General features: G+C 73.3%; 15 protein-coding genes. 8 read left to right on the forward strand and 7 right to left on the reverse strand.

Features of this window, described 5'->3' with window-relative positions:
• Nucleotides 1-2: 2 nt before the first annotated feature.
• The gene (locus K8556_RS15585) at nt 3-656 is read right to left on the reverse strand and encodes an MBL fold metallo-hydrolase (protein WP_223740868.1); all 654 of its coding nucleotides are present in this window, start codon (nt 654-656) and stop codon (nt 3-5) included.
• 139 nt (nt 657-795) lie between these two features.
• Between K8556_RS15585 and K8556_RS15590 the strand changes: the two genes are divergently transcribed.
• The 3 genes from K8556_RS15590 to K8556_RS15600 all read left to right on the forward strand — a co-directional run bounded on the left by K8556_RS15590 (nt 796) and on the right by K8556_RS15600 (nt 7,763).
• On the forward strand, nt 796-2,679 hold the full coding sequence (locus K8556_RS15590) for a lipase maturation factor family protein (protein ID WP_223740869.1): 1,884 nt from the start codon (nt 796-798) through the stop codon (nt 2,677-2,679).
• Between the two features lie 139 nt (nt 2,680-2,818).
• Nucleotides 2,819-6,808 carry a protein kinase gene (locus tag K8556_RS15595; protein WP_223741080.1) on the forward strand — a complete coding sequence of 1,330 codons (3,990 nt, stop codon included), beginning with the start codon at nt 2,819-2,821 and terminating at the stop codon, nt 6,806-6,808.
• A gap of 115 nt (nt 6,809-6,923) precedes the next feature.
• A complete protein-coding gene (locus tag K8556_RS15600) occupies nt 6,924-7,763 on the forward strand; it encodes an Ig-like domain-containing protein (protein ID WP_223740870.1) in 840 nt (279 codons plus the stop codon).
• Between the two features lie 9 nt (nt 7,764-7,772).
• Here the strand turns inward: K8556_RS15600 and traB are convergent, their stop codons facing one another.
• The 4 genes from traB to K8556_RS15620 all read right to left on the reverse strand — a co-directional run bounded on the left by traB (nt 7,773) and on the right by K8556_RS15620 (nt 14,538).
• Nucleotides 7,773-9,401, reverse strand: a complete 1,629-nt coding sequence (gene traB / locus K8556_RS15605) for an outer membrane exchange protein TraB (protein WP_223740871.1) — start codon at nt 9,399-9,401, stop codon at nt 7,773-7,775.
• A complete protein-coding gene (traA, locus tag K8556_RS15610; protein WP_223741081.1) occupies nt 9,398-11,455 on the reverse strand; it encodes an outer membrane exchange protein TraA in 2,058 nt (685 codons plus the stop codon). Before traA ends, traB begins: the two co-directional genes overlap by 4 nt.
• A 185-nt stretch (nt 11,456-11,640) precedes the next feature.
• Complete coding sequence (locus K8556_RS15615; protein WP_370639930.1) at nt 11,641-12,705, reverse strand: hypothetical protein; 1,065 nt, start codon at nt 12,703-12,705, stop codon at nt 11,641-11,643.
• Between the two features lie 87 nt (nt 12,706-12,792).
• Nucleotides 12,793-14,538, reverse strand: a complete 1,746-nt coding sequence (locus tag K8556_RS15620; protein ID WP_223740873.1) for a GTPase — start codon at nt 14,536-14,538, stop codon at nt 12,793-12,795.
• A gap of 111 nt (nt 14,539-14,649) precedes the next feature.
• Between K8556_RS15620 and K8556_RS15625 the strand changes: the two genes are divergently transcribed.
• Nucleotides 14,650-16,029 (forward strand): thioredoxin family protein, encoded by a 1,380-nt coding sequence (locus tag K8556_RS15625; RefSeq protein WP_223740874.1) that lies wholly within the window; start codon nt 14,650-14,652, stop codon nt 16,027-16,029.
• A 28-nt stretch (nt 16,030-16,057) separates the two neighbouring features.
• Here the strand turns inward: K8556_RS15625 and K8556_RS15630 are convergent, their stop codons facing one another.
• Entirely contained in the window at nt 16,058-17,206 is a 1,149-nt protein-coding gene (locus K8556_RS15630) for a metallophosphoesterase (protein ID WP_223740875.1), read from the reverse strand.
• A 42-nt stretch (nt 17,207-17,248) separates the two neighbouring features.
• On the reverse strand, nt 17,249-18,376 hold the full coding sequence (locus K8556_RS15635; protein WP_223740876.1) for a LuxR family transcriptional regulator: 1,128 nt from the start codon (nt 18,374-18,376) through the stop codon (nt 17,249-17,251).
• Between the two features lie 389 nt (nt 18,377-18,765).
• On the opposite strand from K8556_RS15635, the gene K8556_RS15640 reads away from it, so the two are divergent.
• From K8556_RS15640 to K8556_RS39495, 4 genes are all read left to right on the forward strand, one after another.
• A complete protein-coding gene (locus K8556_RS15640; RefSeq protein ID WP_223740877.1) occupies nt 18,766-19,941 on the forward strand; it encodes an amino acid deaminase/aldolase in 1,176 nt (391 codons plus the stop codon).
• A 4-nt stretch (nt 19,942-19,945) separates the two neighbouring features.
• A complete protein-coding gene (locus K8556_RS15645; protein ID WP_223740878.1) occupies nt 19,946-21,301 on the forward strand; it encodes a D-arabinono-1,4-lactone oxidase in 1,356 nt (451 codons plus the stop codon).
• 143 nt (nt 21,302-21,444) lie between these two features.
• A complete protein-coding gene (locus tag K8556_RS15650; RefSeq protein WP_223740879.1) occupies nt 21,445-22,386 on the forward strand; it encodes a hypothetical protein in 942 nt (313 codons plus the stop codon).
• On the forward strand, nt 22,383-25,244 hold the full coding sequence (locus tag K8556_RS39495; protein WP_370639931.1) for a DUF4105 domain-containing protein: 2,862 nt from the start codon (nt 22,383-22,385) through the stop codon (nt 25,242-25,244). The genes K8556_RS15650 and K8556_RS39495 overlap by 4 nt, the downstream gene beginning before the upstream one ends.
• Nucleotides 25,245-25,456 lie beyond the last annotated feature (212 nt).

Genomic DNA, 25,456 nt, shown 5'->3' on the forward strand with positions numbered 1-25,456 from the left:
CCTCAGGGCGCGGGGGCGTGCGGGAACTCGTCGTCCTGCTCCAGGGCCTTGCGCAGGGCGCTGGCGCCGTCCTTGAGGATGGGCGCGCCGTGCGCGAAGCAGACGGTCTGGATGGGCAGGTGGTCCAGGATGCGCTGGATGCTGGTGCGCGTGCGCAGCGGCTCGTCCTGGTACTCGCCGGGGACGAAGGTGGGCGTGCGCCGGCCCTCGTGTGACAGCAGGTCGGAGATGAACACCACGGCGTGCGGGCTCTTCTGGAGCCACAGCGTGTACATGGCCTCCGTGGGCCCCGGCGTCTGGAAGGTGTTGAGGCCGCCCGGCAGCGTGGTGCCGTTCACGTATTCGAAGTCCGGCTTCTCCTCCAGGCCCTGCGCGCCCTCGGGCGCCCAGACGGGCACGCCGAACGCCTTGCGCAGGCGCCACGCGGAGCGCTGGTGGTTGCCCGCGGTGAGCACGATGGCGTCGATGTCGCCCAGCTTGCGCAGGGCCTGCTCGTCGATGGGCAGCGGGTCGATGAGGGTGACGGTGCCGTCGTCGTCCACCACCGCGTAGGCGTCGCTGCGGATGCCGCCGAGCCGGTCGTCGGAGACGGTCCAGTGGTGCACGCCGGGGACGATCTCATCCGTCTTCTTCGCCTGGGCCTTGGGCTCGCTCATGCGGACAAAGCTAGGCACCTGTCCCCGGATGACAGGGGGGCGCGCTCCGCCGCCCGTCTGCCCCTCCAGCGAGCCCTCCTGGCCCCTTCGCATCCCGCCCGCCGCGCGCACTTTTGTCATTGGACGAAGGAGCGACCCGATGCGCGCGATGAGCCGCGAGATGCGACCGCTGGTGGTGTTCGATGGGGACTGCGGCTTCTGCAAGCGCTGGGTGGCGCGCTGGCGCCAGGACACCGGCGGCCGGGTGCGCTTCGCGCGGGGGAGCGGGTGGCTGCTCAAGCTGCTGGGCATCCCGAAGCAGGACATGCGCCGGGCGATGCAGTTGGTGGAGCCGTCGGGGCGCCGCTCGTCCGGCGCGGAGGCCGTCTTCCGCATGCTCGCCTGGTCGCCCCGCTGGAGCACGCGCCTCGCCGCGCGGCTGGGGCTCACGCCCGGCGTCCGGCAGGTGGCGGGCGCGGTGTACTCGGTCATCGCGCACCACCGCCGGAGCGCGTCGCGCTGGGACACGTGGTTGTTCAGCCGCGTGACGGAGCCCGCGGAGCACCGCCTGGTGCGCTGGGCCTTCATGCGGCTGTTGGGTGGCACGTTCCTCGTCGCCTTCACGTCGCTGGGCAGGCAGGTGCTGGGGCTCTACGGGGAGAAGGGCATCCGTCCCATCCGCGACGTGGCGCAGTCCGAGCGCCAGGCCGAGCAGGGCCGCTGGCGCCGCCCCTCCGTGTTCTGGAAGGACGCGTCGGACGCGGCGCTGGTGCGCGGCTGCCGCGTGGGGCAGGCCCTGTCGGTGGCGCTGCTCCTCAACGTGGCGCCGCGCCCGAGCGCCGCCGCGCTGTGGGCGCTGTACCTGTCCTATGTGTCGCTGGGGCGCGAGTTCCTGTCGTTCCAGTGGGACGTGCTGCTCCTGGAGATGGGGCTCTTGGGCGCGCTCACCGCGCCGGCCGGCGTGAGGCCCGGGCTGGGGAAGCGGGACGTGTCCGCGCTGGAGGTGTTCCTCTTCCGCGCGCTCGTGTTCCGGCTCTACTTCGGGTCGGGCATCAGCAAGTTCCACTCGGGCGACCGGACGTGGCGCGAGCTGAGCGCGTGCGACGTGTACTTCGAGACCGCGCCCCTGCCCACGCGCGGCGGCTGGGCCGCGCACCAGTTGCCGCGCCGGGTGCGCCACGCGGGCACGGCGGCGGTGCTGGCGTCGGAGACGGTGGTGCCCTTCCTGGCCTTCGGCCCCCGGCGCGTGCGGCAGGCCGCCTTCGGTGCCTTCTCCGCGTTGCAGGCGGCCATCATGGCCACGGGCAACTACGGCTTCTTCAACGTCCAGTCGCTGGTCCTGGGGCTGTGGCTGCTGGACGACGCGGCCCTGCGGCGCGTGCTGCCGGAGCGGCTGTGGCGCGACGCCGGTCCCGCGCGGTGGCCCTCGGTGCCGGGCACCGTGCTGTCCGTGGCCGCGGCGGTGCCGCTGCTCACGCTGGGCACCATGGAGCAGCTTCGCCGGATGGGGTGGTGGCCGCGCGGCCCGGAGCGCCTGGTGCGGGCGGTGGACTGGCTGGAGGACCGGCTGACGCCGCTGCACTCGGTGAACTCCTATGGCCTGTTCGCGGTGATGACGGTGGACCGGCCGGAGATCACCGTGGAGGGCTCGAACGACGGCGTGCACTGGGTGGAGTACCCGTTCCGCTACAAGACGTCGGGCGTGGACCGGCCACCGCGCCAGGTGGCCCCGCACCAGCCCCGGCTGGACTGGCAGATGTGGTTCGCCGCGCTGGGGTCGCCGCCGTCGTGGTTCCTGGCCTTGATGGAGCGGCTGCTGGAGGGCTCGCCGGAGGTGCTGCGCCTGTTCGCGTCCAATCCCTTCCCGGAGCATCCGCCCCGGCTCGTGCGGGCGGTGCTCCACGACTACCGGATGACCTCCCGGGCGGAGCGCCAGCGCACCGGGGCCTGGTGGACGCGGGAGCGGCGCGGGCTATATGTGTCGCCGCTGACCCTCGCGCCCGGGTCGTCCGAGCAGGCGGGACGGCTGACCTGGTACGTCTGAAACAGGGCCGGGTCGACGTGACTCGCGCGCGGTACGCCAGGACCCCACACGGAGGCGGAGCGGCTAATGGCTCCCCGTGCGAAAGCGAGGGGCCGGGGACTGGCGGGGGATGGCAATCGCTGGGTACGGTTCAAGGGCGATGGTGTCCGGTGCTTCCCCGTCTTCCCTCATCTTCGGCAGGTATGCGGTGCTACGCCGCGTGGCCGTGGGGGGCATGGGGGAAATCTTCCTGGCACGTCAGGTGGGCGTGAGCGGCTTCGAGCGCCCCGTCATCCTCAAGAGCCTGCTGCCGGACCTGCTGGAGCACGACGGCTCGGTGGAGATGTTCCTCGACGAGGCCCGGGTCGCGGCGCACCTGAACCACCCGAACGTCGTCTCGCTGTACGAGGTCGGCGCGTGGCAGGGCACGTTCTACATCGCCATGGAGTACATCGAGGGCGAGAACCTGGGCCGTCTGGCGAAGGCGGCGCAGCGGGCCGGCACGCCGCTGCCCCACCGCGTCTGCGCGCAGATGATCCGCGACGCGGCGCTGGGGTTGGACCACGCGCACCACGCGCGTGACAGCCAGGGCCAGTCGCTGGAGCTGGTGCACCGGGACATCAGCCCGCAGAACATCATGGTGCGCCTGGACGGCCTGACGAAGGTGGTGGACTTCGGCGTGGCCAAGGCGACCATCCGCGCCAGCCGCACGCGCACGGGCGTGCTCAAGGGCAAGCTGCGCTACATGTCGCCGGAGCAGGTGCGCAACGAGCCCGTCTCCGGCACCAGCGACCAGTTCGCGCTGGGCGTGGTGCTGTGGGAGCTGTGCACGCGCCGGCCGTTCATCGACACGGACAACCCCGCGGAGGCCATGCGGCGCATCGCGCTGGCGGCGGTGCCCCGGCCCTCGCAGTTCGTGGAGGGGCTGTCGCCGCTCCTGGAGCAGATCATCCTGCGCATGCTCCACCGCGCGCCCGGTCAGCGCTTCGCCCGCTGCGCGGACGTGGCCCGCGCGCTCCAGTCCTACCTGGATGAGACGCCGGAGGCCCCGGAGGAGAGCGTCCCCGCGGTGGTGACGCGGCTGGTGGGCGACGTGGTGCTGGCGCGGCTGCGCGACGCGGGCAGCGGCGAGCCCGGGCTGCCCCAGGTCCGCGAGCCCTCCAACGTGTCGTGCCCGCGCTGTGGCCAGTCCACCCCCGCGACCAGCCGCTTCTGCCCCGCGTGCGGAAACTCGCTCACGCCCCCGTCCGGCGACGCCGCGCCGAAGCTGCTCACGCCCGTGTCCGGAGATGACGCGCCGAAGCTGGCGCGGACGCCCGCCTCCGGAGGCGCCGCGCCCCGGCTCCCGCTGATGCCCGCGCTGCGCGAGCCGCCCGTGCACCTGGGCGACGAGGACCTCCCCGACGCGCCGACGGCGAAGGCCCCCGCGCGCCGAGGCGACGGCGCCGTGCACGAGCCGCCCACGGACCCGACGATGGAGGTGCCCGCGCCGCTGGCCTCCGCGCTGGCCGGGCCGCCGTCCGCCACCGACGCGGACGACGACGGGCCCCCGGCCCTGGGAGACGAGGCCCCGGGCCCCACGGTGAAGATCCGCGCGATGGACGCGCAGGCGCGGATGAGCCGGCTCACGCTGCTGGTGGTCGCGGGAGAGCCGGCCCACGCGGCCCGGCTGCGCGAGGCGGTGGTGCAGGCCTCGGCGCGCCACCACGTGGAGGCGGTGGCGCTGTCGGACACGCACTGGTGTCTGCCTTTCGGTCTGCCGCAGGCGCACGCCGAGGACGCGACGCGGGCGCTCAGGTGCGCGGAGGAGCTGGGGAGCAGCGCCGGGGCGAGCCTGCGGCGGGGCCTGGAGTCCGGCGTGGTGCGCACCAGCGCGGAGGCCGGGGCGGCCCGGCTGTCCGGCCTGGGGTTGGAGCGGGCGCGGGCGCTGGCGGACGCGGCGGTGCCCGGCGAGCTGCTCGTGGGCGCGTCGGTGAAGGCGCTGCTGGTGGAGGCGGGCGGGGTGCGCATCGGCATGGCGCGCGAGCTGCCCGGCGGCACGGCGTGGCGGGTGGAGTCCGGCGCGCCCGCGACCCGCGTGGACGCGCTGGTGGGGCGCGACGAGGCGCTGACCCAGGCGGCGCTGGTGGTGGAGTCAGCGTGCCGGGGCGAAGGCGGCGCGCGGCTCTTCGTGGGGCCCTCGGGCGTGGGACGCAGCCGCTTCCTGGAGGCGGTGGCGGAGCTGTCCACGGGCGCCTCGCCGCGCGTGGTGTACGCGTGGGGCGGAGACCCCCGCTCCGCGGGAGCGCTGGGGCTGTGGCGCACGGTGTTCGCCGCGCTGTCGCGGGCCGCCACGGGGACGGACGCGCCGCCGCCGCTGTCGGGCCTGGGCTTCTCCGAAACGGAGGCCGCCGCGCTCTGGCGGAGGCTCGCGCGGGGCGCGCCGCCGGGCGGGGGGCACCTGCCGGCGGGCGACGGCGCGGTGGTGGACGCCATCCAGCGCGTGGCGAAGCCGTCCGGCCTGCTGCTGCTGGTGGACGACGTGCACCGCGTGGACGGCCCGTCGCTGGAGCTGCTCGCGGGGCTGCTCGCGGCGAAGGACCGCGTGTCGCTGGTGGCCACGGGGGACGTGGACGCGGTGCCCACGGCCCTGGCGTCCCTGCCCGTGACGGTGCTGGAGGGGCTGTCGCCGTCGGAGCTGAACGCGCTGCTCACCGCGAGCCTGGGCATGGCCCTGTCGCCGCCGTTGGAGCGGGCGGTGGCGGACCGGGTGCGCGGCAATCCCGCGCATGCGCTGGCGCTGGTGCGGCTGCTGGTGTCGGTGGGGGTGTTGCAGCGCACGGAGGGCGGCTTCCAGGCCAACGGCCCGCTGTCCCCCGCGGCGCTGCCGCAAGGCCTGGGGCAGGCCCTGGGCGCGCGGCTGGAGCTGCTGCCCGCCGCGTCGCTGCGCTTCCTCCAGCGGGCCGCGGTGGAGGGCTCGCTCTTCCGCGCGGAGCTGGTGCGCGCGTCGTTGACGGCCTCGGAGGGCGCCGGGGTGCTGGAGGACGCGGAGTGGGTGGTGCCCGTGCCCGGGCAGCCCGGCATCTTCCGCTTCATGAGCGAGGAGGCGCGGCAGGTGCTGCGCGAGCGCCTGTCGCCCTCGCAGTTGCGCGGCGCGCACCAGTCGCTGGCGGAGACGCTGGAGGACGAGGCGTTCGCGCAGGAGCCGGCCCGCGAGGTGCGCGTGGCGGACCACCTGCTGGGCGCGGACGCCGCCGGCGCGCCGGCCGCGTGCGAGCGGGCGGGGGACTGGTTCGCGGCGCGAGGCGAGTGGCGCTCGGCGGTGGAGTTCTACCGCTGGGCCCTGGGCCGGGCGCCCGGCGCCACGGCGGCGGTGGTGCGCTGGCAGTTGGACGTGCTCGCGCGCGCGGCGGGGTGCCTCACGCAGGTGGACCCCGCCGCCGTGGACGGGCTGGTGACGCCGTGGCTGGACCGCGTGCCGGTGATGCAGACGCCCGGCCGGTGGGCGGAGGCCGCGCGGCGCCTGGCCGTCGCGGAGCTGAAGCTGGGGCGCGTGGACGACGCGGAGGTGCGCCTCACCATGGCGCAGGGCCCGGCGGGCGCGGAGCCGGAGGCCGAGGCCCTGGTGCTGGGCGAGCTCGCGCGCGTGCGCGAGGCCCGGGGCGAGACGACGGCCGCGGTGGAGCTGCTGGCGCGGGCCTTCCAGCGCATGGGGAGCCGGACCCCGCAGCTCGCGGACTTCTTCTGGGAGCACTACCTGCTCCTGGGCCGGCTGCAGCAGCGGCTGGGGCAGTTGGACCGGGCGCGGGTGGCCTTCACGCGCGCGGCGGAGCAGGCGCGGTCGGTGGGCAGCGCGGTGGGCCAGGCGCGAGCGCTGTCGCAGCTCGCGGGCCTGCGGGTCCTCGCGGGCGAGCCGGCCCAGGCGCTGTCGGACCTGGAGCGCGCGCTCACCCTGGCCGAGCAGGGCGGGGACGCCCAGGAGGTGGCGCGCATCCACTACAACGCCGGGCGCCTGCTGGTGGCGGGAGGCCGGGCGCCGGAGGCGCGCGAGCGGCTGGAGCAGGCGAGGGAGCGCGCCCGGGTGGCGGGCTGGCGGGAGGGGGAGGCCCTGGCCGCGCAGGTGCTGGGGGCGATGGAGGCCCGGGCCCCGCGCCGGGGAAGTGGGCAGTAGTCGTCAGCAGGCGTGCGGGCGGGCGGACTTCGTCGCGGGCGCTCACGGTTTTCACGCCCGCCGGGTGATGCACCGGTAGACTCGGCCATTCCCCACCTGCCCCGTGCCTGCCTTCGTGAAGACCTCACGTCCCGTCTCCTTTTCCCTGTTGGGTTTCCTCGCGCTGGGGGTGCTCGGCGCGTGTGGACCGACGCCCACGACCATCACCCTGGAGCAGCCGGAGCTGCGCTACCTGCGCACGCAGGGGCAGAACCTGCCGCTCAGCTACACGGTGTTGGACGCGGACGGGCGCAAGATGATGGACACGCGCCTGCGCTGGACCAGCTCCGCGCCGGAGGTGGCCTCCGTGCTGGAGGACGGCACGGTGGTGGCGCGCAAGTCCGGAAAAACAATCATCGGCGTGCAGGGCGGACGGGCGAAGGCGGCGCTGCCGCTGGAGCTGACCATCCTCGCGTCCCTGGACGTGCGCGCGCCGGGCGCGGACTTCGTGGAGGTGGGGCGCACCATCAAGCTGCGCGTGGTGGCGCGCAATGAAGCGGGCCACGTCATCCCCGACGCGGCGCCCGACTTCCGCTCCAGCAACGAGGCCGTGGCGCGCGTGGAGAACGGCGAGCTCATCGCCGCGTCGGCCGGCGTGGCCACCGTCTCCGCGACGCTGGGGCACCTGCACCGCGCCATCGCCGTGCAGGTGGTGCCGCCGGACTTCGCGCGCCTGGGGCTGAACCTCACCTCGTACACCTTCAAGAAGAAGGGCCAGTCGGTGATGGTCCAGGCGCGCGCGTACAACCGCAACGGCGTGGCGCTGGAGAAGGTGCCGCTGGAGTGGTTCAGCTCCAACAGCGCCGTGGTGACGGTGTCGCCCGAGGGCCGCGTGACGGCCGTGGGCAAGGGCCGCGCGGTGGTGTCGGTGGTGGCCGGCCGCCGCCGCACGGCCGCGGACTTCATCGTCGAGTAGCGCCGCCCCCTACGGCTTCTTCCTGGGCGGCGCCGGGGACTTCGGCGCGGGGCGCTTGCCCCCCTTCTTCTTGGACGCGGCCTCCACGTCATCCGGGCAGGGCGGGCGGGGCCCGTCGCTCGGCGGCTGGATGGTGAACTCCACGCGGCGGTTGAGGGCCATGCCCTCCTCCGTGGCGTTGTCGGCCACGGGCATGCCGCGCCCGAAGCCCTGCGAGCACACGCGCTCCGCGGCGACGCCGCTCTCGATGAGGAATCGCTTCACGCTGGCGGCGCGGCGCTTGGACAGGTCCAGGTTGTACTGGTCGCTGGCGCGCGAGTCGGTGTGACCCTCGATGAGGATGCGGTCCATCTTCGGGTTCTCCTCCATCACCCGCGCGACCTCCTCCAGCACCGGGTAGGACTCGGAGAGGATGACGTCCTGGTCGGTGGCGAAGTTCACCTGCTCCAGGATGACGATCTTGTTCCCCGACGTGCGCGCGAGCGGGCAGCCGTCGCGCCCGCGCTTGCCCTGCGGCACGTCCGGGCACTTGTCGATGCGGTCCACCACGCCGTCGGAGTCCGCGTCGGTGTCCGGGCAGCCGCTGTTCTCCACCGGGCCCGCCAGGTCGGGGCAGCGGTCGCGCTCACCGATGACGCCGTCGAAGTCCGGGTCCACGGGCGGCGGGGGCGGCGCGGGCGGCTCCTTGAAGCGCTCGATGGCCTCCCACTCGCGCGTCTTGGCGGGCACCCAGAGGATGGACGTGAAGAAGCTCAGGTTCGGCGACGCCAGCGAGCAGCCGCAACCCAGGCCGCCGCCGAAGGTGAAGGTGACGCCCAGCGAGCTGTACCAGCGCAGGCCGATGAGCAGCTCCGCGGGAATCTGCCGCTCCTGGCCGGGGGCCTTCTTGAGGCCGAACGCGCCGTTCACCATGCCGAGCGCGGTGATGCCGCTGCCGCGCAACAGGGGCACCTCCGTGCCCAGGCCGAACGGGGCCATGTCCCCCAACTGCACGCCGCTGAAGATGACGTCCGGCCGCTTCCAGAAGCCGCCGTTGAAGGCGAGCAGGATGCCGGACTCGAAGCGGTAGTCGAGCACCAGGCCCGGCGCCCAGGTGAGCTCGCCGTCGCCCGCGAAGGCCTCCTGCACGCCGGTGGGGAAGCTGACGTTGAGCGTGAGCGCCGCGCCCCAGCCGTGGCCCTCCGCGGAGCGGCGGAAGCCGGGGATGGCCACCTTGCCCATGAGGCGCAGGTCGCCCAGGGCGAAGCTCTCCACGGGCCCTTCGGTGCCGATGACCTCCAGGTTCTGGCCGCCCTGCAGGAGCACGAGCGGCATGTCCACCCCGACCTCGAACCAGTCGAAGAGGCCCACCGTGGCCATGACGTCCAGTTGGAGCCGGTTGCCCACGAGGCTGATGGAGCCCAGGTCCCCGTCCCTGGGGACGAGCGAGAGCGGGTTGAGGGAGTAGCTGAAGTAGGGCCCGGCGGAGACGGACAGGTGGGACAGGGGCCGGGACTGGGTGACCATCACCAGGTCCTGCGGCGCGCCGGAGGGGCGGAAGACCTGGATGTTGAAGCGCGGATCCGGCGCGGCGTGGGCGGCGGTGGACAGCGCGAGGGCCAGCAGCAGCGGGAGCAGCGGCGAGCGGGAGGGCTTCATCGGACGCGGCGGGCGGAGCGCAGGAAGAGGAAGCCCAGGGCGAGGGTGACCAGCATGGCGGTGCTGCCGGTGGGGGTGTCCTCGGCGGTGGTGCCGCAGCAGAAGGCGCCGCCCTGGGGCTCGGTGCCGGGCTTGCGGCGGCCGCGCTCGCACTGCTGGGTCTCGGCGGAGCAGAACTCGACGCCCAGGCAGTCGCCGCTGTCGGCGCAGCTTTCGAGGCAGGTGTTGGTGGCGACGTCGCAGGTGCCGCCGCAGGGGCAGTGCGCATCGGCGAAGCACTCGACGCACGCGGAGCCGTCGCACACGGTGCCCTCCGCGCACGTCACGGCGCAGGCGCCGGTGTTGGAGCAGGTGCGGGTGGTGGGGTCGCAGGTGCCGCTGCCGCAGTCGGAGTCGTTGACGCAGCCCACGCACACGCTGTTCCGCGCGGTGCCGTCGGAGAGGCAGAAGGGCGTGTCGCCGCCGCACGAATCGCAGCGGGGGCCGCAGCGATTGTCGGTGGTGCAGGAGCTGCACTCACCGCTGAGGCAGAACTGGCCGTCACCGCATTCCAGGTCGTTGCGGCACTGGACGCAGACCTCGCCGTCGAGACAGTAGGGGCGCTCACCGGGGCACTTGGAGCAGCCGGGGCCGCAGCGGTCGGAGGTGTTGCACTCCGGGACGGCGTCCACGCAGGCGCCGTTCAGGGTGTCGCAGCGCTGGCCGTTGGCGCACTGGCTGTCGGTGGTGCACTCGACGCAGGAGGGCGGGGCGCCGGGAGTGGGCGCGGCGCACTGGGTGCCATTGGGGCAGCAGTTGCAGGAGTTGCCGGCGCAGGCGTCGTTGGTGTCGCAGGGCGTGCAGACGTGGTTGGAGCACGACTCGCCGCGGTCGCATTGGGTGTCTTCGTTGCACTCGACGCAGGTGTTCGCGGTGAGGTCGCAGACCTGGCTGCCGGGGCACTCCGCGTCGGCGGTGCACTGGACGCAGGTGAAGTTCGGCTCGTCGCAGACCTGGCCGGAGCCGCAGTCGGAGTCGCGGACGCAGCCGGTGCACACGTTGTTGGTGGTGTCGCAGCGGCCGGTGGCGCAGTCGCTGTTCTGGGTGCACGCGACGCAGGTGAACTGGCCGTTGACCTGCGCGCAGATGGGCGCGGTCGGTCCGCAAGGCGAGCACGTGTCGCCGCAAAGGAGGTTCGTGTCACAAGGCGCGCAGAGCGCGGCGGAGTTGCAGTAGTAGGACGGACCGCAACTGCCATTGCCGGGCTGGTTCGCGAACTGCCGGTTGCACTGGACGCACTGGTCCAGGTTGCCCGGGAACGACGGCCGGCCGGTCTCCGTCTGGAACAACTGCGCGGGCTGGACCAGGGAGAAGCCAGAGGTGTTGAGCGGGACGACCGGAGGAACGTTCGCGGGACGGTCGAAGTCCGTGAACGCTCCGTCAAGGACCGCGAACTCAAGCGCCGCGTGCTCCACGATTTCTACGTAGAGCAGCTCAATGGGATAGAGCCCGGACTGGGTGAAGGTGACGGTGTTGGTGGTGCGTCGTGTCGGAGCCCCGATTTCCGGCGGCCGGATGACCACGTCGTAGCGCGTGCTGGCCTTGTCGAACAGCACGAGGCTGATGGCGTCGTCCGCGTAGAAGCCGAAGTGCAGGACCCGCCCGACCATGGCCGGGGTGACGTTCAGGTAGCCGCGAAAGCGGGAGACGAACCGGGTGTTCGGATCGTTGTAGTGGAAGGGGCAGCCACCCTGGGCGCAGCCCGAGACCACGTTGACGAAGTCGCCGTAGCTCAGGATGCGACCGTCGTTCAGATTGTTCGACAGGTCGAACGCGGAGCGCAGCACGGAGGTCATGCGCGTCGCGCGGTTCTCCTCCATGTATGCATTCAGGACGTCCGTGTAGAGCGACTGGCTTTGCGGATACTCCGCCGCAGGTCGCGTCCACACGCTGGACGCCATGCACAGCCCTGTGCCTGAGTCAGTGGGCGACGGCGCCGCGGGTGCCCCCGTCACCACGACATCCGGCAGCTTCTGCGCCACGGCAGACGCGCTCGCGAGGCACACGGCGAGCAGGGACAGCGCGGCAACCGCGCGGAGGGGAAGGGGAGCTGTGCGCAAAACGGGCGCAGCCTTACAGATTAAGTTGACGTTCTCAACCTTCCGCCCGCGTCTCAAATCCCCGTGGGGAATGCGACCTCCAGGGTCCTTCGTCCCTCCGCGCTGCAATCAACCCGGACAGCGTGCAAAACAGGAAACCGTCACGCGCGACGACACGCGACGTCACCGTCCTGCGAGCGGATGAACGCCGCGGCGAGCTCGTTGCCCAGGGCCGCGCACAGCACCTCGAACGTCCGCCGCCGGGCGCCGCCGAAGAAGCCCGGCTGCCGCGCCAGGGTCTCCGGGTGACGCACGAAGACGTTGTACCCGAGGATGCACCCGTCCGCGCGCAGCACGGTGATGCCGTCCGTGGCCATCATGCCTCGCAGGAGCTGCGCGGCCGCCCGCACCGCCGACGCCGCGCTGCCGTCCTGCGTCGCGTGGTGCCGCTCCAGCAGCGCCACCACGTCCATGGGGCGGGGCAACAGGATGCCGTCCACGAACAGCGCCGAACCCGCGCGCTCCCGGGGCAGCACCGCCACCAGCGTGCCGTGCGAGGACTGCATCACCTCGAACAGCACCCGGCGGAAGAAGCCCCGCGCGTACTCGCGGCTGGAGGGCAGGACCTGCTCGGTCACCGCGCTCGCCAGGGTGTCCAGCACCACGGAGGGTGGCTCCACGTCGATGCGCGCGCCGGACAGGTACACGTGCCGGCACAGGCCGCCGCATCCGCGCAGCTCGATGATGTTGTCCGCGAGCTGCAACACGCCCACCACGCGCGCGCCCCGGTCCGGCGCGTGCCGCAGGCGCTCCAGCGGGGTCTCCGCCAGGGGGAACGGATCCGTGCGGAAGATGCCGTAGCTGAGGCCCGCCGGCTCGCGCAGCAGGTACAGCGCCCACCAGCGCCCCTGGCCCAACGGCGCGCACTGCTTGAGCGCCCGCTGGATGGTGGAGCGCGTGCGCGGCCCGACTCCCAGGGGAATCGGGTCGTGCCCGCCCAGCAGCTCCATCATCGCGCCCAGGTCGTCACCCAGGAACGCGGTGGGGAACAGCAGCGCGCCCTCCTCGCGGTAGCGCGACAGCGTCACCAGCAGCTCGCTGAGCGAGTCCGCCGTCTGTGGGCACGTCATGTCCGCCTCGTCGAGGAACGCACTGACGGACTCGGTCAGCAGATGACGAAACGACAGGATGAGAGGAGAACCCGACTCCGGGTCCGGACCGGTCATGGCGGACCCAGCATGACGCATCGGTGACGGCGAGGCACGAAGTCTCGCCTCCACCCCGGAGGCGGGAGCCTGTCAGGAACCGGCCGCCTACTCCGCCGCCCGCCGCGCCGCCTCCAGGGTGGAGGCCGTGCGCAGCCAGCCCTCCGCCTGGGCGTCCAGGTGGGACAACAGCTCCGCGAAGAAGCGCGTCTCCAGGGCCTGCGCCAGCGTGGCCCCGTGCGCGTCCGCCCACTTGCGGGTCACCGTCGCGCGCACCTGGGCTCCCAGCAGGTCCACGAAGCGCTCCAGCAGCGGGGTGGACAGGAGCGTCCCCGCCCACACCACCGCGTCATGGCCCAGGCCGCCGGTGGCCACCGTCACCACCGCCGCCGCGCCGGACGGCACCGAGTACACCAGCGTGGTGAGCGCCTGGAGCAGCTCCTCGCGCATGCCGCCCTGCAGCTCGCTGCCCACCAACTGGCGGCAGAAGTCATACAGCGTGGCCCGGTCCGCCGCGTGCGCGTGCAGCGCGCCCAGGTCCAGCGGCGCGTCCAGCCGGCCGAGCATCGCGGGTCCGAAGGACTGCTCGAGCCTCTCACGCGTCTCCGTGTCCCCGCGCCACGCGGCCACCTCCGGCGCGAAGGCGTCCACCAGCCTGCGCAGCCCGTCCTTCAGCGAGTCATCCACCGCCTGCGTGGGCAGCGCCTCGGTCGGCTGGGGCCCGGTGAAGGACTCGCGCACCTTGCGGCTCACGAACGTGAGCGCCGTGGCCAGCCCGCGGAACGGCAGCCGCACGAACCGGTGGAAGGTGCTGCGCGCGTCCAGCTCGTCGCGGAACGCATCCACCAGTACGTCCGCGGGCACGGCCTTCAGCGCCGCCTGCGCGCCAATGCCTCGCAGGTCGTGCCGCAGCCGCTGCCGCAGCCGCTCCGGCTCGCGGGCCGCGCGGGTCGCCGCCCGCGCCACCGCGTCCAGCTCCGAGCGCGCATCCGACAGCGAGGCCTCCAGCGCCCGCGCCTTCAATTCGCGCGCATGCTCCGCCTGTCCCAGCAGCGCGGCGAGCGGCGGCCGTCCATCCAGCGCCTCCGTGGCCAGGGGCTTCAGCCCCGCCTCCACGTCCGGCTGGTGCGGCGCCAGGTAGCGCGCGATGGGCGGGTGGCCCACGTCCTGGGCCAGCTTGTCCAGGTGGCCGCGCGCCACCTCCTCGCGCGTGGCCTCGTTGTAGATGAGCAGGTACGGCTTGCCGTGGCCCACCGCCGCGCGCAGGAAGTCCACCAGCGCCGCGTTCTGGTACGTCTGCCGGCTCACCACGAACACCAGCACGTCCACCGTGACGAGCAGCGCCTCGGCCCGCTCGCGGTTGTCGCGGTACACGCTGTCGAAGTCCGGCGTGTCCATCACCAGCAGCCCGCGCGGCACCGCGGCGGACAGCACCAGGTACAAACGGCCCGGAGGCCCGGGCTCGTCCACGGGCGCCACGGTGCCGTCGGCCACCGGGATGATGTCGTAGCGCTGGGTGAGCACGTCCTTCAGCGCGCCCGTCCACGTCTCCGGGTTCGCCGCGGCCAGGCACTGCTTGGTGAGTCCGCCCTCGGGGCGCGCGGGGGACAGGGACGCCTTCGCCAGCGAGTTGAAGAGCGTGGACTTCCCGACGTTGTTGGGGCCGGCGATGGCCACGAGGAGCAGCGGCGCGTCCCCGGCGCCGGAGCCCAGGCGGGGCAGCAGGTCGCGGCGCAGGCGCTCCGCCAGGCGGCGGGCCACGTCGGCGTCAGCGCTGTCGGGGAAGCGCTCGGAGGCGGGCAGGGCGTCCAGGGCGGACGCGAGGGCGGTGCGCAGGGCGCGAGGGTCCTTCATGGGCATAGGGGGCCGCGCGCAGGACAGCACGCGCGCCGCGTGGTGCCCAGCGCGGTGTGCGCGCTCTGTCCACCGGGGACACCCCTGGAGAGGCGCGGTAGGGTGCGCCGCATGCGCTCCCTCCTCGCCTGCCTGCTCCTGTCGGGGTCCATCGCCTGCACGGCCATGAACGCCAACGCGCCCGCGCCCGCGTCCGCCGAGGCCCACGCCGAAGGCCCGCTGCCCTTCATCCCGGACGACTACGCCCGCGCGCTCGCGGACGCGAAGGCGAAGGGCGTGCCCCTGTTCGTCGACACCTGGGCGCCGTGGTGCCACACCTGCCGCTCCATGCGCGCGTACGTCTTCACGGACAAGGCGCTGGCGAAGCACGCGGACCGCTTCGTGTGGCTGGAGCTCAACACCGACCTGACCCGGAACGCGACGTTCCAGGAGAAGTACCCGGTGGAGTTCTGGCCCACCTTCTTCATCATCGACCCGCGCGAGGAGAAGGCCCTGCTGCGCTTCGCCGGCAGCGCGACGGTGCCGCAGTTGGAGCGCCTCTTCGAGGACGGCGAGCGCGCCTATCAGGGCGGGGCCACCGGCGCGGAGGCGCTGCTCGCCCGAGGGGATGCCCTCTACGGGGAGCGCAAGCCCGCGGAGGCCGCCGAGGCGCTGTCGCTCGCGCTCGCGGAGGCTCCGGCCGACTGGTCCCGCCGGGGCCGCGCGCTGGAGTCGCTGCTGATGGCGCAGTACGGCGCGAAGCAGTACGAGCCCTGCGCGCGCAAGGCGGTGGAGGAGCTGCCGAAGGTGCCGCGCTCGCTCAGCCTGGCCAACGGCGTCCTCAACGGGCTCGGCTGCGCGCTGGCCATTCCGGAGGGCACGCCCCAGGCGGCGGACCTGCGGCACGCGCTGGAGGCGAAGGCGCGGGACGTGCTCGCGCCGCCTGCCATCGACATGGAGGCGGATGACCGCTCCGGCCTGTACGAGGTGCTGGTGGAGGCGCGCAAGCAGGACCACGACACCGTGGGCGCGAAGCAGGTGGCCCAGGAGTGGCTGACGTTCCTGGAGGGCGAGGCCGCGAAGGCGCCGAACCCGGAGGCGCGCAGCGTGTTCGACTCGCACCGCATGCTCGCGGCGATGACGCTGGAGCAGCCGCGGCGGGCCATCCCCGCGCTGGAGCAGAGCGAGAAGGACCTGCCCCAGGACTACAACCCGCCCGCGCGGCTCGCGACGCTGTACCGCCTGTCGGGCCGGCTGGACGACGCGCTCGCCGCGAACGACCGGGCGCTGGCGCGGGTGCAGGGCGCGCGGCGGCTGTCCGTGCTCTCCGGCCGCGCGGACATCCAGGTCGCGCGCAAGGACACCGCGGGCGCGGTGAAGACGCTGGAGGAGGCGCTGACCTTCGCGAAGACGCTGCCCGCCGCGCAGGTGTCCCCGCGTCAGGTGGAGTCGCTGGAGAAGAAGCTCGCCGGCCTCAAGTCGCCCGCCGCCGTTCCTGGCGCGGCGCCGTAACAGAGGCACGGGCCCTCGCGCGGACCCATCACGGAGCCAGCGGCACCGCGCGGCGGGCATCCAGGTCGAACAGCTCGAAGTCCTCCGCGCGGCCCTCGCGCATGGCGCCGTCGGTGAACACCATCACCGCCTCACCCCGGCCCGTCGTGGGCGGCGGGCCGTGCGCGTAGTCCACGCGCGTCCCGTCCGTCACCAGGTGGCGCAGCACTCCGTCGCGCACGGGACCGGGGGACACCAGCTCCCGCACCCGCTTGTCCCGCGTGTGGCCCACCACCTGGGTCAACCCGGGCGGCAACCTCCGGGGGTCGAACCTGCGGCGAGGTGTCCCCCGCACGCGCTCCCCATCCTCCGCGGCCAGGCTGGGCCGCTGGTAGAAGATGCCCACGCCCTCGCCGTCCTTCGCGTTGCCCGGATGGTGCAGCCCCGGCAGCACGAGCGGCCCGCCCTTCCACGCCGCCACCGCCCGGTCCATCACCCCGTTGAGCGCGTCCGCCACCGCGCGCGCGTCCGCCCACCGCTCCGGCTCCAGCCCCACGACCCCCAGGTCCTCGCGCGTGACGCCCGCGTGCAGCACCAGCAGCGAGTCCCCGGCCGCGTGCGCCACGCGGAAGCGCCGTGCGCGCAGCAGGTGCTCCACCCACGCGCGCTGCTCCCCGGTCCAGGTGCTGAAGTCCCGCGCCGCCAGCTCCGCCGTGGGCAGGCCGGGCCAGCGCTGGAGGAACGCGCGCTCCGCCGCCGCGTCGGTGTCGTCCCCCGCGTAGACCCGGTCCGCCTCCGCCCGCGCGGCGCGGAACGTCTCATCGGTGAAGTCCGCCAGCTCCCCCACGCGCCCCAGGTCGTGGTTGCCCAGGAGCATCACCGCCTGGTCCGCCGGATGGGACGCGAGCCACGCCACCAGCCGGAGCGCGCTTCGGGCCACGCGCTCCCGGTCCGCCGCGGGACCCCAGTCGAAGAAGTCGCCCACGCACACCAGGCACACGTCCGGCCGCAGTCCTCCCTCCGCGTCCAGCAGCCCATGCAGGGAGAGGATGGACAGCACCCGCTCGAAGTCCGCCTGCGGGTCCCCCATCGCCACGTGCAGCGTGCGGCGCTGGCCATCCGCCGCCAGCGCGTGTGGCCCCTTCGCCACCGCCGCGTCGGCGCGGGCCAGCGCCTTCCTCAAGAGCGCGTCATCCATCCCTCCATCCTAGTCATGCGCCGGGCCGTGCCCACCGGCGCATCAGGACTGGAAGAAGCGCGAGATGAGCGCGGAGCGGCTCTCCACCTGCGCCTTGTTCAGCAGGTGCGTGACGTGCACCTCCACCGTGCGCTCGGCGCAGCCCAGGTGCAGGGCGATGGCCTTGTTCGTCTCTCCCTGCACCACGTGCTCCAGCACCTGCGCCTCGCGCGCGGTGAGCCCCCAGCGCTGGGTCAGCACCGGCAGGCGCGACGTCGGCTCCATCGGCGGTCCGGGGTCCAGCACCAGGTAGTGGTCCGGCAGCCCCTGCGTGCGCAGCGGCCCGGAGGAGAACAACGGCCCCGTGCCCGGCGGGCTCCGCAGACACTCGCGCACCTGCGCCGCCAGCGCCTGCGAGTCCTGCTCCCAGCGCGCCTGCCCCGCCTTGTTCGCGTGCATCACCCGGCCGCTGAACGTGACGACCCACGCGGGCCGCCCCAGCACCTCCAGCGCCGCGCCCAGGGCCGGCCCCAGCAGGCCCGCCTCGCGCAGCCGCCGGTCCATGGCCATCCGCCGCTGGATGGCGGGCGTCAGCGCCTGGAGCAGCCGCTGCTCCCGCTCCGTGAAGGGCTCTGTCCGGAAGGCGCCCACCCACCCCAGCAGCATGTCGCCTTCACACACCAGCACCCGTAACTGCGCCAGGTGCTCCAGGCCCAACTGCCGGTAGAGCTGGGCGGCATGCCCGGCCAACTGCGTCCGCGCGTGCTCCCACTCGGCCTCGCTCAGCCCCAGCCGCTCCCACAGGGGGCCCTCGCCCTCGCCGGTGATGGGCAGGGCCCGCAGCGGCTCCGGCATCCCCAGGGGCGAGAAGCGCATCGCCCGGTTGCGCTGGGCCAGCGGCGGACGCGCGGGATCGAAATAGCCGAAGCGGCTCCCCGCCGGCGGCAACGCCGCGTCAAAGGCCTCGGTGAGGACCGAGGGCGGCTGCGGGAACCCCACGCCGTGCACGAACGCCGTGTGATAGCGGTCCGGGCCCACGTCCACGCCGTAGGCCGCCGTCCGCTCCGCGCGCAGGGCGCCTCGGAGCGCGGCGAGGACCGTCGGCAGGGCCTCGGAGCCGGGCTCCAACCCCTCCAGCAGGCCCTCCAGCTCCTGCAAGAGGCGTTGGTCCTCGGAAATCAAATCAATCACGATTTACTTACTATAGCGGCTGGGGCCAATTGGAAGACTTGTGAGGTCGGGAGTGGAATCAGTGCTTCTTCCGCCTGTCCAGGTGGGAAGTGAGTTCCCGCCCCCCGAGTCGTTTACGACTCGCGTGATTTCCTCAATAGAAATGACTTTCGGCCGACGGCACCATGGCGTTCCGTGCCCTTCCGGGGGGGTGGGCCGACCTAGGAGTCGAAGTATCCGCGTGTGCGCGCGCCGGGCGTTCCCCCAGGGATGTCCGGCGCGCTGCCCCTTTTCCGGCTCCTGTCCCCGCCTGTCCACCACCCCACGCGCCCGGTGCCAGCAGGCCCCGGGCCCGACGGGGCGCGGCGATGATGTCCGCTCCCGTCGTGACCGCGCCCGGAGGCCCTGAAATGCCGCGTGATTACGCCTACTACGCCCAGGCGCTGGAGGGGCGGAGGCTGCCCCTGGCCTTCGCGGACCTGGACCTGCTCGACGAGAACGCGGCGGCGCTGGTGCGGCGCGCGGGCGGGTTGCCGGTGCGGCTGGCCACGAAGTCGGTGCGGTGCGTGACCCTGCTGCGGCGCGTGCTCGACGGGCATCCCGGCTTCCAGGGCCTCATGTGCTTCAGCGCCGACGAGGCCGTGCACCTGCGCGAGCGCGGCTTTAGCGACCTGCTCATGGGCTACCCCGTGGTGGATGCCGAGGCCCTGGCGGAGCTGTGCAGGCCGCCAGCGCCCGTGACGTTGATGGTGGACTCGGTGGAGCACGTGGCGCTCGCCGCCCGGGCGGCCCGCCTGCACGGGACGCGAGCGCCGCTGTGCCTGGACGTGGACCTGTCCGTGGACCTGCCGGGCCTGCGCTTCGGAGTGCACCGCTCGCCGGTGCGCTCGCCGGAGGACGCGCTGGGGGTGGCGAAGCGCATCGAGGCGGAAGGGGACGCCGTCTTCCTCGCGGGCGTCATGGGCTACGAGGCGCAGCTCGCGGGCGTGCCGGACGCCGCGCCGCACGTGGGGCCGAAGAACGTGGTCATCCGCGCGCTCAAGCGGGGCTCGGTGGGCCGCGTGCACGCGCGCAGGCAGGCGGTGGTGGCCGCGCTCAAGGGCGCGGGGTTCGCGCCGCGCTTCGTGAACGGCGGGGGCACCGGCAGCCTGGAGTCCACGCGCGAGGACGCGAGCGTCACCGAGCTCACCGCGGGCAGCGGCCTGTACTCGCCCGCGCTCTTCGACGGCTATCGCGGCTTCCACCACCAGCCCGCGGTGGCGTTCGCCATCCCCGTCACGCGGCGTCCCGGCCCGGGCCTCTTCACGCTCCAGGGAGGCGGCTTCGTGGCCTCCGGCTCGGCGGGCGTGGACAAGCTGCCCGTGCCCTACCTGCCCGAGGGCGCGAAGCTCCTCCCGCTAGAAGGCGCGGGCGAGGTGCAGACGCCCATCGCGTACGTGGGGCCGGTGCCGCTGCCCCTGGGCGCGCCGGTGTTCTTCCGGCACGCGAAGGCGGGCGAGCTGTGCGAGCACTTCCGCACGCTGCTGCTCATCTCCGGGGGCCGCGTCGTGGAAGAGGTCCCGACCTACCGGGGCGAATGGGGGTGACGGCATGACGACCGAGGCGACGAAGACGAGGACGTGGCGCAACTGGTCGGGCGGGGTGGTGGCCCATCCCTCCGGCTTCCTCCAGCCGGACTCCGTGGACGCCCTGAAGGCCGCGCTCCACGACGCCAGCGCCCGGTCGCGCACGGTGCGCGTGGTGGGCAGCGGCCACTCGTTCCCGCCCCTGTGCGCGACGGACGAGACCATGGTGTCGATCGAGGCGCTGCGGGGCCTGGAGTCCGTGGACGAGGGCAGGCGCGAGGCCGTGGTGTGGGCGGGCACGAACCTGCGCGAGCTGGGCGCGCTGCTCGCGTCGCACGGGCTCGCCATGGAGAACCTGGGCGACATCAACAAGCAGTCGCTGGGCGGCGCGCTGGGCACGGGCACGCACGGCACGGGCGTGGGGCTGGGCATCCTCTCCACGCAGGCGGCGGCGATGACGCTCGTCACGGCGAGCGGGGACGAGGTGACGTGCTCGGAGGACGCATCGCCGGAGCTGCTCCAGGCCGCCCGGGTGTCCCTGGGCGCGCTGGGCGTGGTGACGCGGGTGCGGCTGCGCCTGCTGCCCGAGTACCGGCTGCGGCTGACGCGGCGGAACCTGGCGCTGGAGGAGTGCCTGGCGGGCCTGGATGAAGCGCGGGCGCGCCACCGGCACTACGAGTTCTTCTGGTTCCCGCACTCCGACCGCGTGATGACCAAGGCCATGGACCTCACGGAGGAGACCCCGCACGGGGTGGGCGTGGGGCGCTGGTTCAGCGAGATGGTGATGGAGAACGCGGTCTTCGGAGCGGTGAGCCGTGCGTGCCGGATGCGGCCGGCGTGGTGCGCGCCGGTGAGCCGGCTGTCCGCGAAGCTGGCGTCGGAGGGCGTGCTGGCGGGGCAGAGCCACACGCTGTTCGCCACGCCGCGGCTCGTGCGCTTCCAGGAGATGGAATACGCCGTGCCGGTGGAGCGCGGGCCGGACTGCCTGCGTGAGCTGTCCGAATACATCACGCGCGAGCAACTGCCCGTGCACTTCCCGGTGGAGTACCGCTTCGTGCGCGGCGACGACATCTTCCTCAGCCCGGCGCACGGCGGGGACCGCGCGTTCATCGCGGTGCATCAATACCGGGGCATGCCGCTGGAGCCCTACTTCTCCGGCGCGGAGGCCATCTTCCGCAACCACGGCGGCCGGCCGCACTGGGGCAAGCTGCACACGCAGACGGCCGCGACACTGAAACACCTGTATCCCCGCTGGGATGACTTCCAGCGCGTGCGCGAGCAACTGGACCCGGAGGGGCGCTTCCTCAATCCCTATCTGAGACGTCTCTTCCTGGAGGACGTGCGTCACACCCGCGGTGAATCAGGGGCGCGAAGCGCGTGACGCACCCCGGAGGTGTATTTTCGCGCCGTATCGCGTCAGACGATCCACCAACCTCTCGATAATGCACAATCCAGCGCCCGGCATGCGGTTGGCTAGGGCACTGGCTGGCGCCAGGCCCGGTGGCGCCCTTTCGAGGGGGATGGATGCGGACGAAGTCTTCGTGGAAGCGCATGGTGACGGCGTCGATGCTGGTGCTCGCCGTGGGGTGCCGCACGCCCGCCGCGGGCTTGAGGGCCGCGGAGGTGTCGGACTCGGGCAACTCGTCGGAGTCGGGCGCTTCCAGCCAGGGGGACTCCAGCCAGTCGGACTCGGGCAACTCCAGCCAGGGCGACTCCAGTCAGGGCAACTCCAGCCAGGGTGACTCCAGCCAGTCGGAGTCCAACGGCTCCAGCGACGAGGGCTCCAGCGAGTCGGGCTCGGGCGAGTCCAGCGACTCCGACTCGGGCAACTCCAGCCACGGGGATTCGAGCAAGTCGGACTCGGGTGACTCCTCGGGCTCCAGCGACCACAGCTCGCGGGAGGGGGGCTCCAGCCACTCGGGCTCCAGTGAGAACAGCAACGCGGGCACCAGCGAGTCGAACCAGGTGGACCAGGGCGACGATTCGCGCACGCGCAGCGAGAGCAGCAATGGCCGCGAGAATCAGCTCCTGTCGACGGCCACGGTCGCGCTGACGGTGATGGGCCTGGGCATCATCATCTGGCAGGTGCACGCGAGGGCGGAGCGGCGCAAGGGCAGGCGGCACTCGCCGAAGGAGGTGGGGCAGGCGGCCCAGGTGTACCTGCGGGCGCGCACGCACCAACTGCGAGAGGACCTGGCGCTGGGCGCGGGCCCGACGGTGGAGGACCTGGCGCAGGCGGCGCGCATCCGCCGTGAGAACCTGGAGGTCTTCGGCAAGCTCTTGCGCACGCACCGCGAGGAGCTGCTGATGATGGCGGACGCGAAGACGCTGACGCCCGAGCGCGCCCGCGCCTGGCTGGAGCGCGTGGGCCAGTTGGCGCGCACCGAACCCCGGCTCGAGGAAGACCGTCAGGCCTTCATCCTGGAACAGGAGGGAGCGCCCCAGACGGCCGAGGCCCTCCAGTGAGGCCTCGCACCGCCTGGCTGGGATGGCTCGCGGTGCTGCTGTTGCCCGTGAGCGCGCAGGCGCAAGAACCCCCGGGCCACCTGGCGGTGCCGGCGTTCTTGAAGAGGCTGTCCCCGGAGGTCGTCCTGGCGGAGCGGGTCGCGGCCTTGGAGGCCACCGCGGGCATCGTCCTGCGTGGCGCCGCGGCGCGGGATGCCTTGCTCGTCTCCGACGTGGAGGCGGGCCTCGCCGCCCTGCCTCCCGCGATGCGCCGTCCGCCCGGAGGCCGGTTGGAGTTCGTGCTCCACGCGGCGCCCGCGCCGCTGGGCCTGGGGGACGGCACGGAGGCCCGCCCCGAGTGGTCGGAGGCGCGGCGCGAGCAGTTCCACCTCTACCGCTACGCCCCTTCCGAGGAGCGCCGGGCCACGCTGCGCCTGTCACGTCTCACCGACGCGGAGGCCGAACGTCTGTGGCGCCGCCGCGCCGTGGTGCACGCGGTGGTGCAGCGCTGGGACGACGCGCGCGGTTGGAGCAGGCGTCCCCAGTGGCGCAGGCTGGACGGATGGCTGCTCCCCTTCGAGCGCCCCCTCACGTGGAAGGAGACCGCGAGCATCACCTACGCGGGGGCCTTCAGCCGCGCCCGGGGGCAGGCCAGCGCCTCGCTGGACCTGGTCACCTTCGCGGAGGAGCTGTTCGTCCCCGTGGAGTCCCTGCGCCCGGACGCGCTGCCCCAGGATGATCAGGTGCGCTGTCAGGAGCTGTCCAAGGCGCGCGCACTGTCGGAGTTCATCTCGGAGGCGCGCCTGGGCACGCTGCCCGCGCGGGGGGACTGCCCGGCCTTCGACGCGTGGGCGGAGGCGGATGCGCTCTCCCACCTGGAGGTCCTGCTCGTCGCGGCCACGGGCCGCCAGCCCCAGTCCCTCTTCGGCCACCTGCTCCTGCGCCCGGTCTGGCGCGAAGGCGCCACGGTGCAGGGCCCCGGCTTCGAGCGCGTCGTGCAGCTCGTGGCCCTCACCGGCATGGAGGAGAAGGGCCTGGGCTACCTGATGAAGGGCTTGACGGGCGGCTACAGCACCGTCTTCCTCACGGGCACCCTGGGCGACATCACGCATGAATCGCTGGAGCTGGAGCAGCGCACCATCCGCCGCTTCCGGCTGAACCTCACGCCCGGCGAGTCCCAGCGCATGCTGGAGCGCACCTGGGAGCTCGAGCGTCGCGGCTACCTGGGCTACTACTTCTTCACCGACAACTGCGCCGCAGCGCTGCTCTTCCTCCTCAACGGCTCGCTGGAGAACGGCCGCCACGTGAGCGCCCCCGGCACGCTGTGGGTCCTGCCCACGGCCACGCTGGACACGCTGGCGAAGACGAACGTCGTGGACGCGAGCGGGCGCACGGTGCCGCTGCTGGAGCACGTCCCGGACGCCTTCGAGTCCACGGGAGACCGCGCCCGGCGCGCGCTCGTGGAAGAGGAGCGGTTGCTCACGAAGCTGGCCTCCCTGCTTCCCTCCACCGCGCTCGCGCCGCTGCGCCAGGTGCACCGCCGCCTCCAGTCCCCCGAACCCGAAGTGCGCAGGCAGGCCTGGGAACAGATGGTCCACGCCGTGACGACGGCGCTCGACGCCGCTCCCGCCTCCGCGCGCGCCGAAGCCCGCGAGGCCCTGCACGCCTGGGTCGCGCACGCGGTGCGGGTGGAGCGCGCGGCGGTGGATCAGGCGGAAGGGGAGAAGCTCGCCATCGAACGCGAGCGCCTCGTCGCCGTCGAGCTGAAGGGGCAGGGCGGCGCCGCCCAGGGCGTGAAGGACCGGCAGGCCCTCTTCGAGCGCGAGGACGCCATGCAGCGCAAGCTCGCGGTGCTCGACCGCACGGCCCTGCTCCAGCAGGCACTGGACACCGCCATCAAGCGCCCGCCCACGCCGGACGAGCTCAAGGCCCTGGTCCGCGCGGAGCACACCGAGGCCGCCTTCGCCGCGGCCACCGAGGCGCAGGGCGCGCTCAACGACGGACCGCTCGCGGATGTGGATCCGCGGGCCTTCCTCGCGAAGGACCATGAACAGAAGGTGGAGACGGAGACCACCTGGGCCCGGGGCGCGCTGCGCGAATCCGGCGCGGCCCGCACGGTGGTGAGCGGCGGCGTGGACTTCCCGGAGGTGGGCGCCGCGCGGCCGGTGGTGAGCCTGCGCACCTCCGCGATGAACGAGGCCCTGGGCGACGCGCGCCTGCACGGCTTCCAGTCCAGCAGCGAGCTGCGCGTGCTGGACGGCGAGCTGTCGGTGGAGCCGCGCTGGGGCGTGCCGCGCCTCCTCGGCTCGCGCCTGACGCTGGTGGGCTACCGCACGCTGCTGCCCGAGCTGCCCCAGCAGCAACGGTCGTTCTCCGACTCGCTGGGCTGGGGCGCGGAGGCGAGGATGTCCACGGACATCGGCCGCCCGCTGCCCTACCGCGCGACGGTGGAGGCGGAGGCGCTGGGCGTGGTGGCGGCCTCGGAGCGCTTCGACACCTTCCTCGCGGTGGGGTTGGGCGCCCAGGCCAGCATGGCCTGGAGCCCCCGGGAGACGGTCCCCACGGTGGGGCCCCGTCTGTCATTGGCCCATCGCACGGGCCTGCCCGGTCCGGGCAATAGCGCCCTGCGCCTGGAGGCCACGTACGTGCCGTCGTGGCGCAAGGGCATCACGCCGGGCTTCACGCACGAGGCGGACGCGACGCTCCAGGTGGAGTGGTACCTGGGGCGCGTCGCCCGCTGGAGCGTGCTGCTCACTCCCCGCGCACAGGTCCACTGGGAGGGGACACTTGCGTCGTGGGCAGGTCCCGGGAGAAGTCTCGCGAGCCTGCCGGAAGGGCTGGCGCGACATCGCCTTGCGTTAGGAGTGGAGCTCCGCTGACGTACTGCGCGCGGAAGAGGGGGACCTCCCCGGTGAACACCGGGCGGCTGGAGGCGCCGCAGAGCGCGCCGATGAACAGGCCGATGGCGTGCAGCATCGTCCAGTTCCACCAACCCAGGCCGTAGAAGACGCGCACGGAGCCGACGCTGAAGACGTTGAACGCCACGAAGAGCGTGGCGGGCACCGCCACCGCCGTGACGAGCGCGGCGGCC

It is taken from the genome of Corallococcus sp. AS-1-12 (assembly GCF_020036995.1).
Taxonomy (GTDB): domain Bacteria; phylum Myxococcota; class Myxococcia; order Myxococcales; family Myxococcaceae; genus Corallococcus.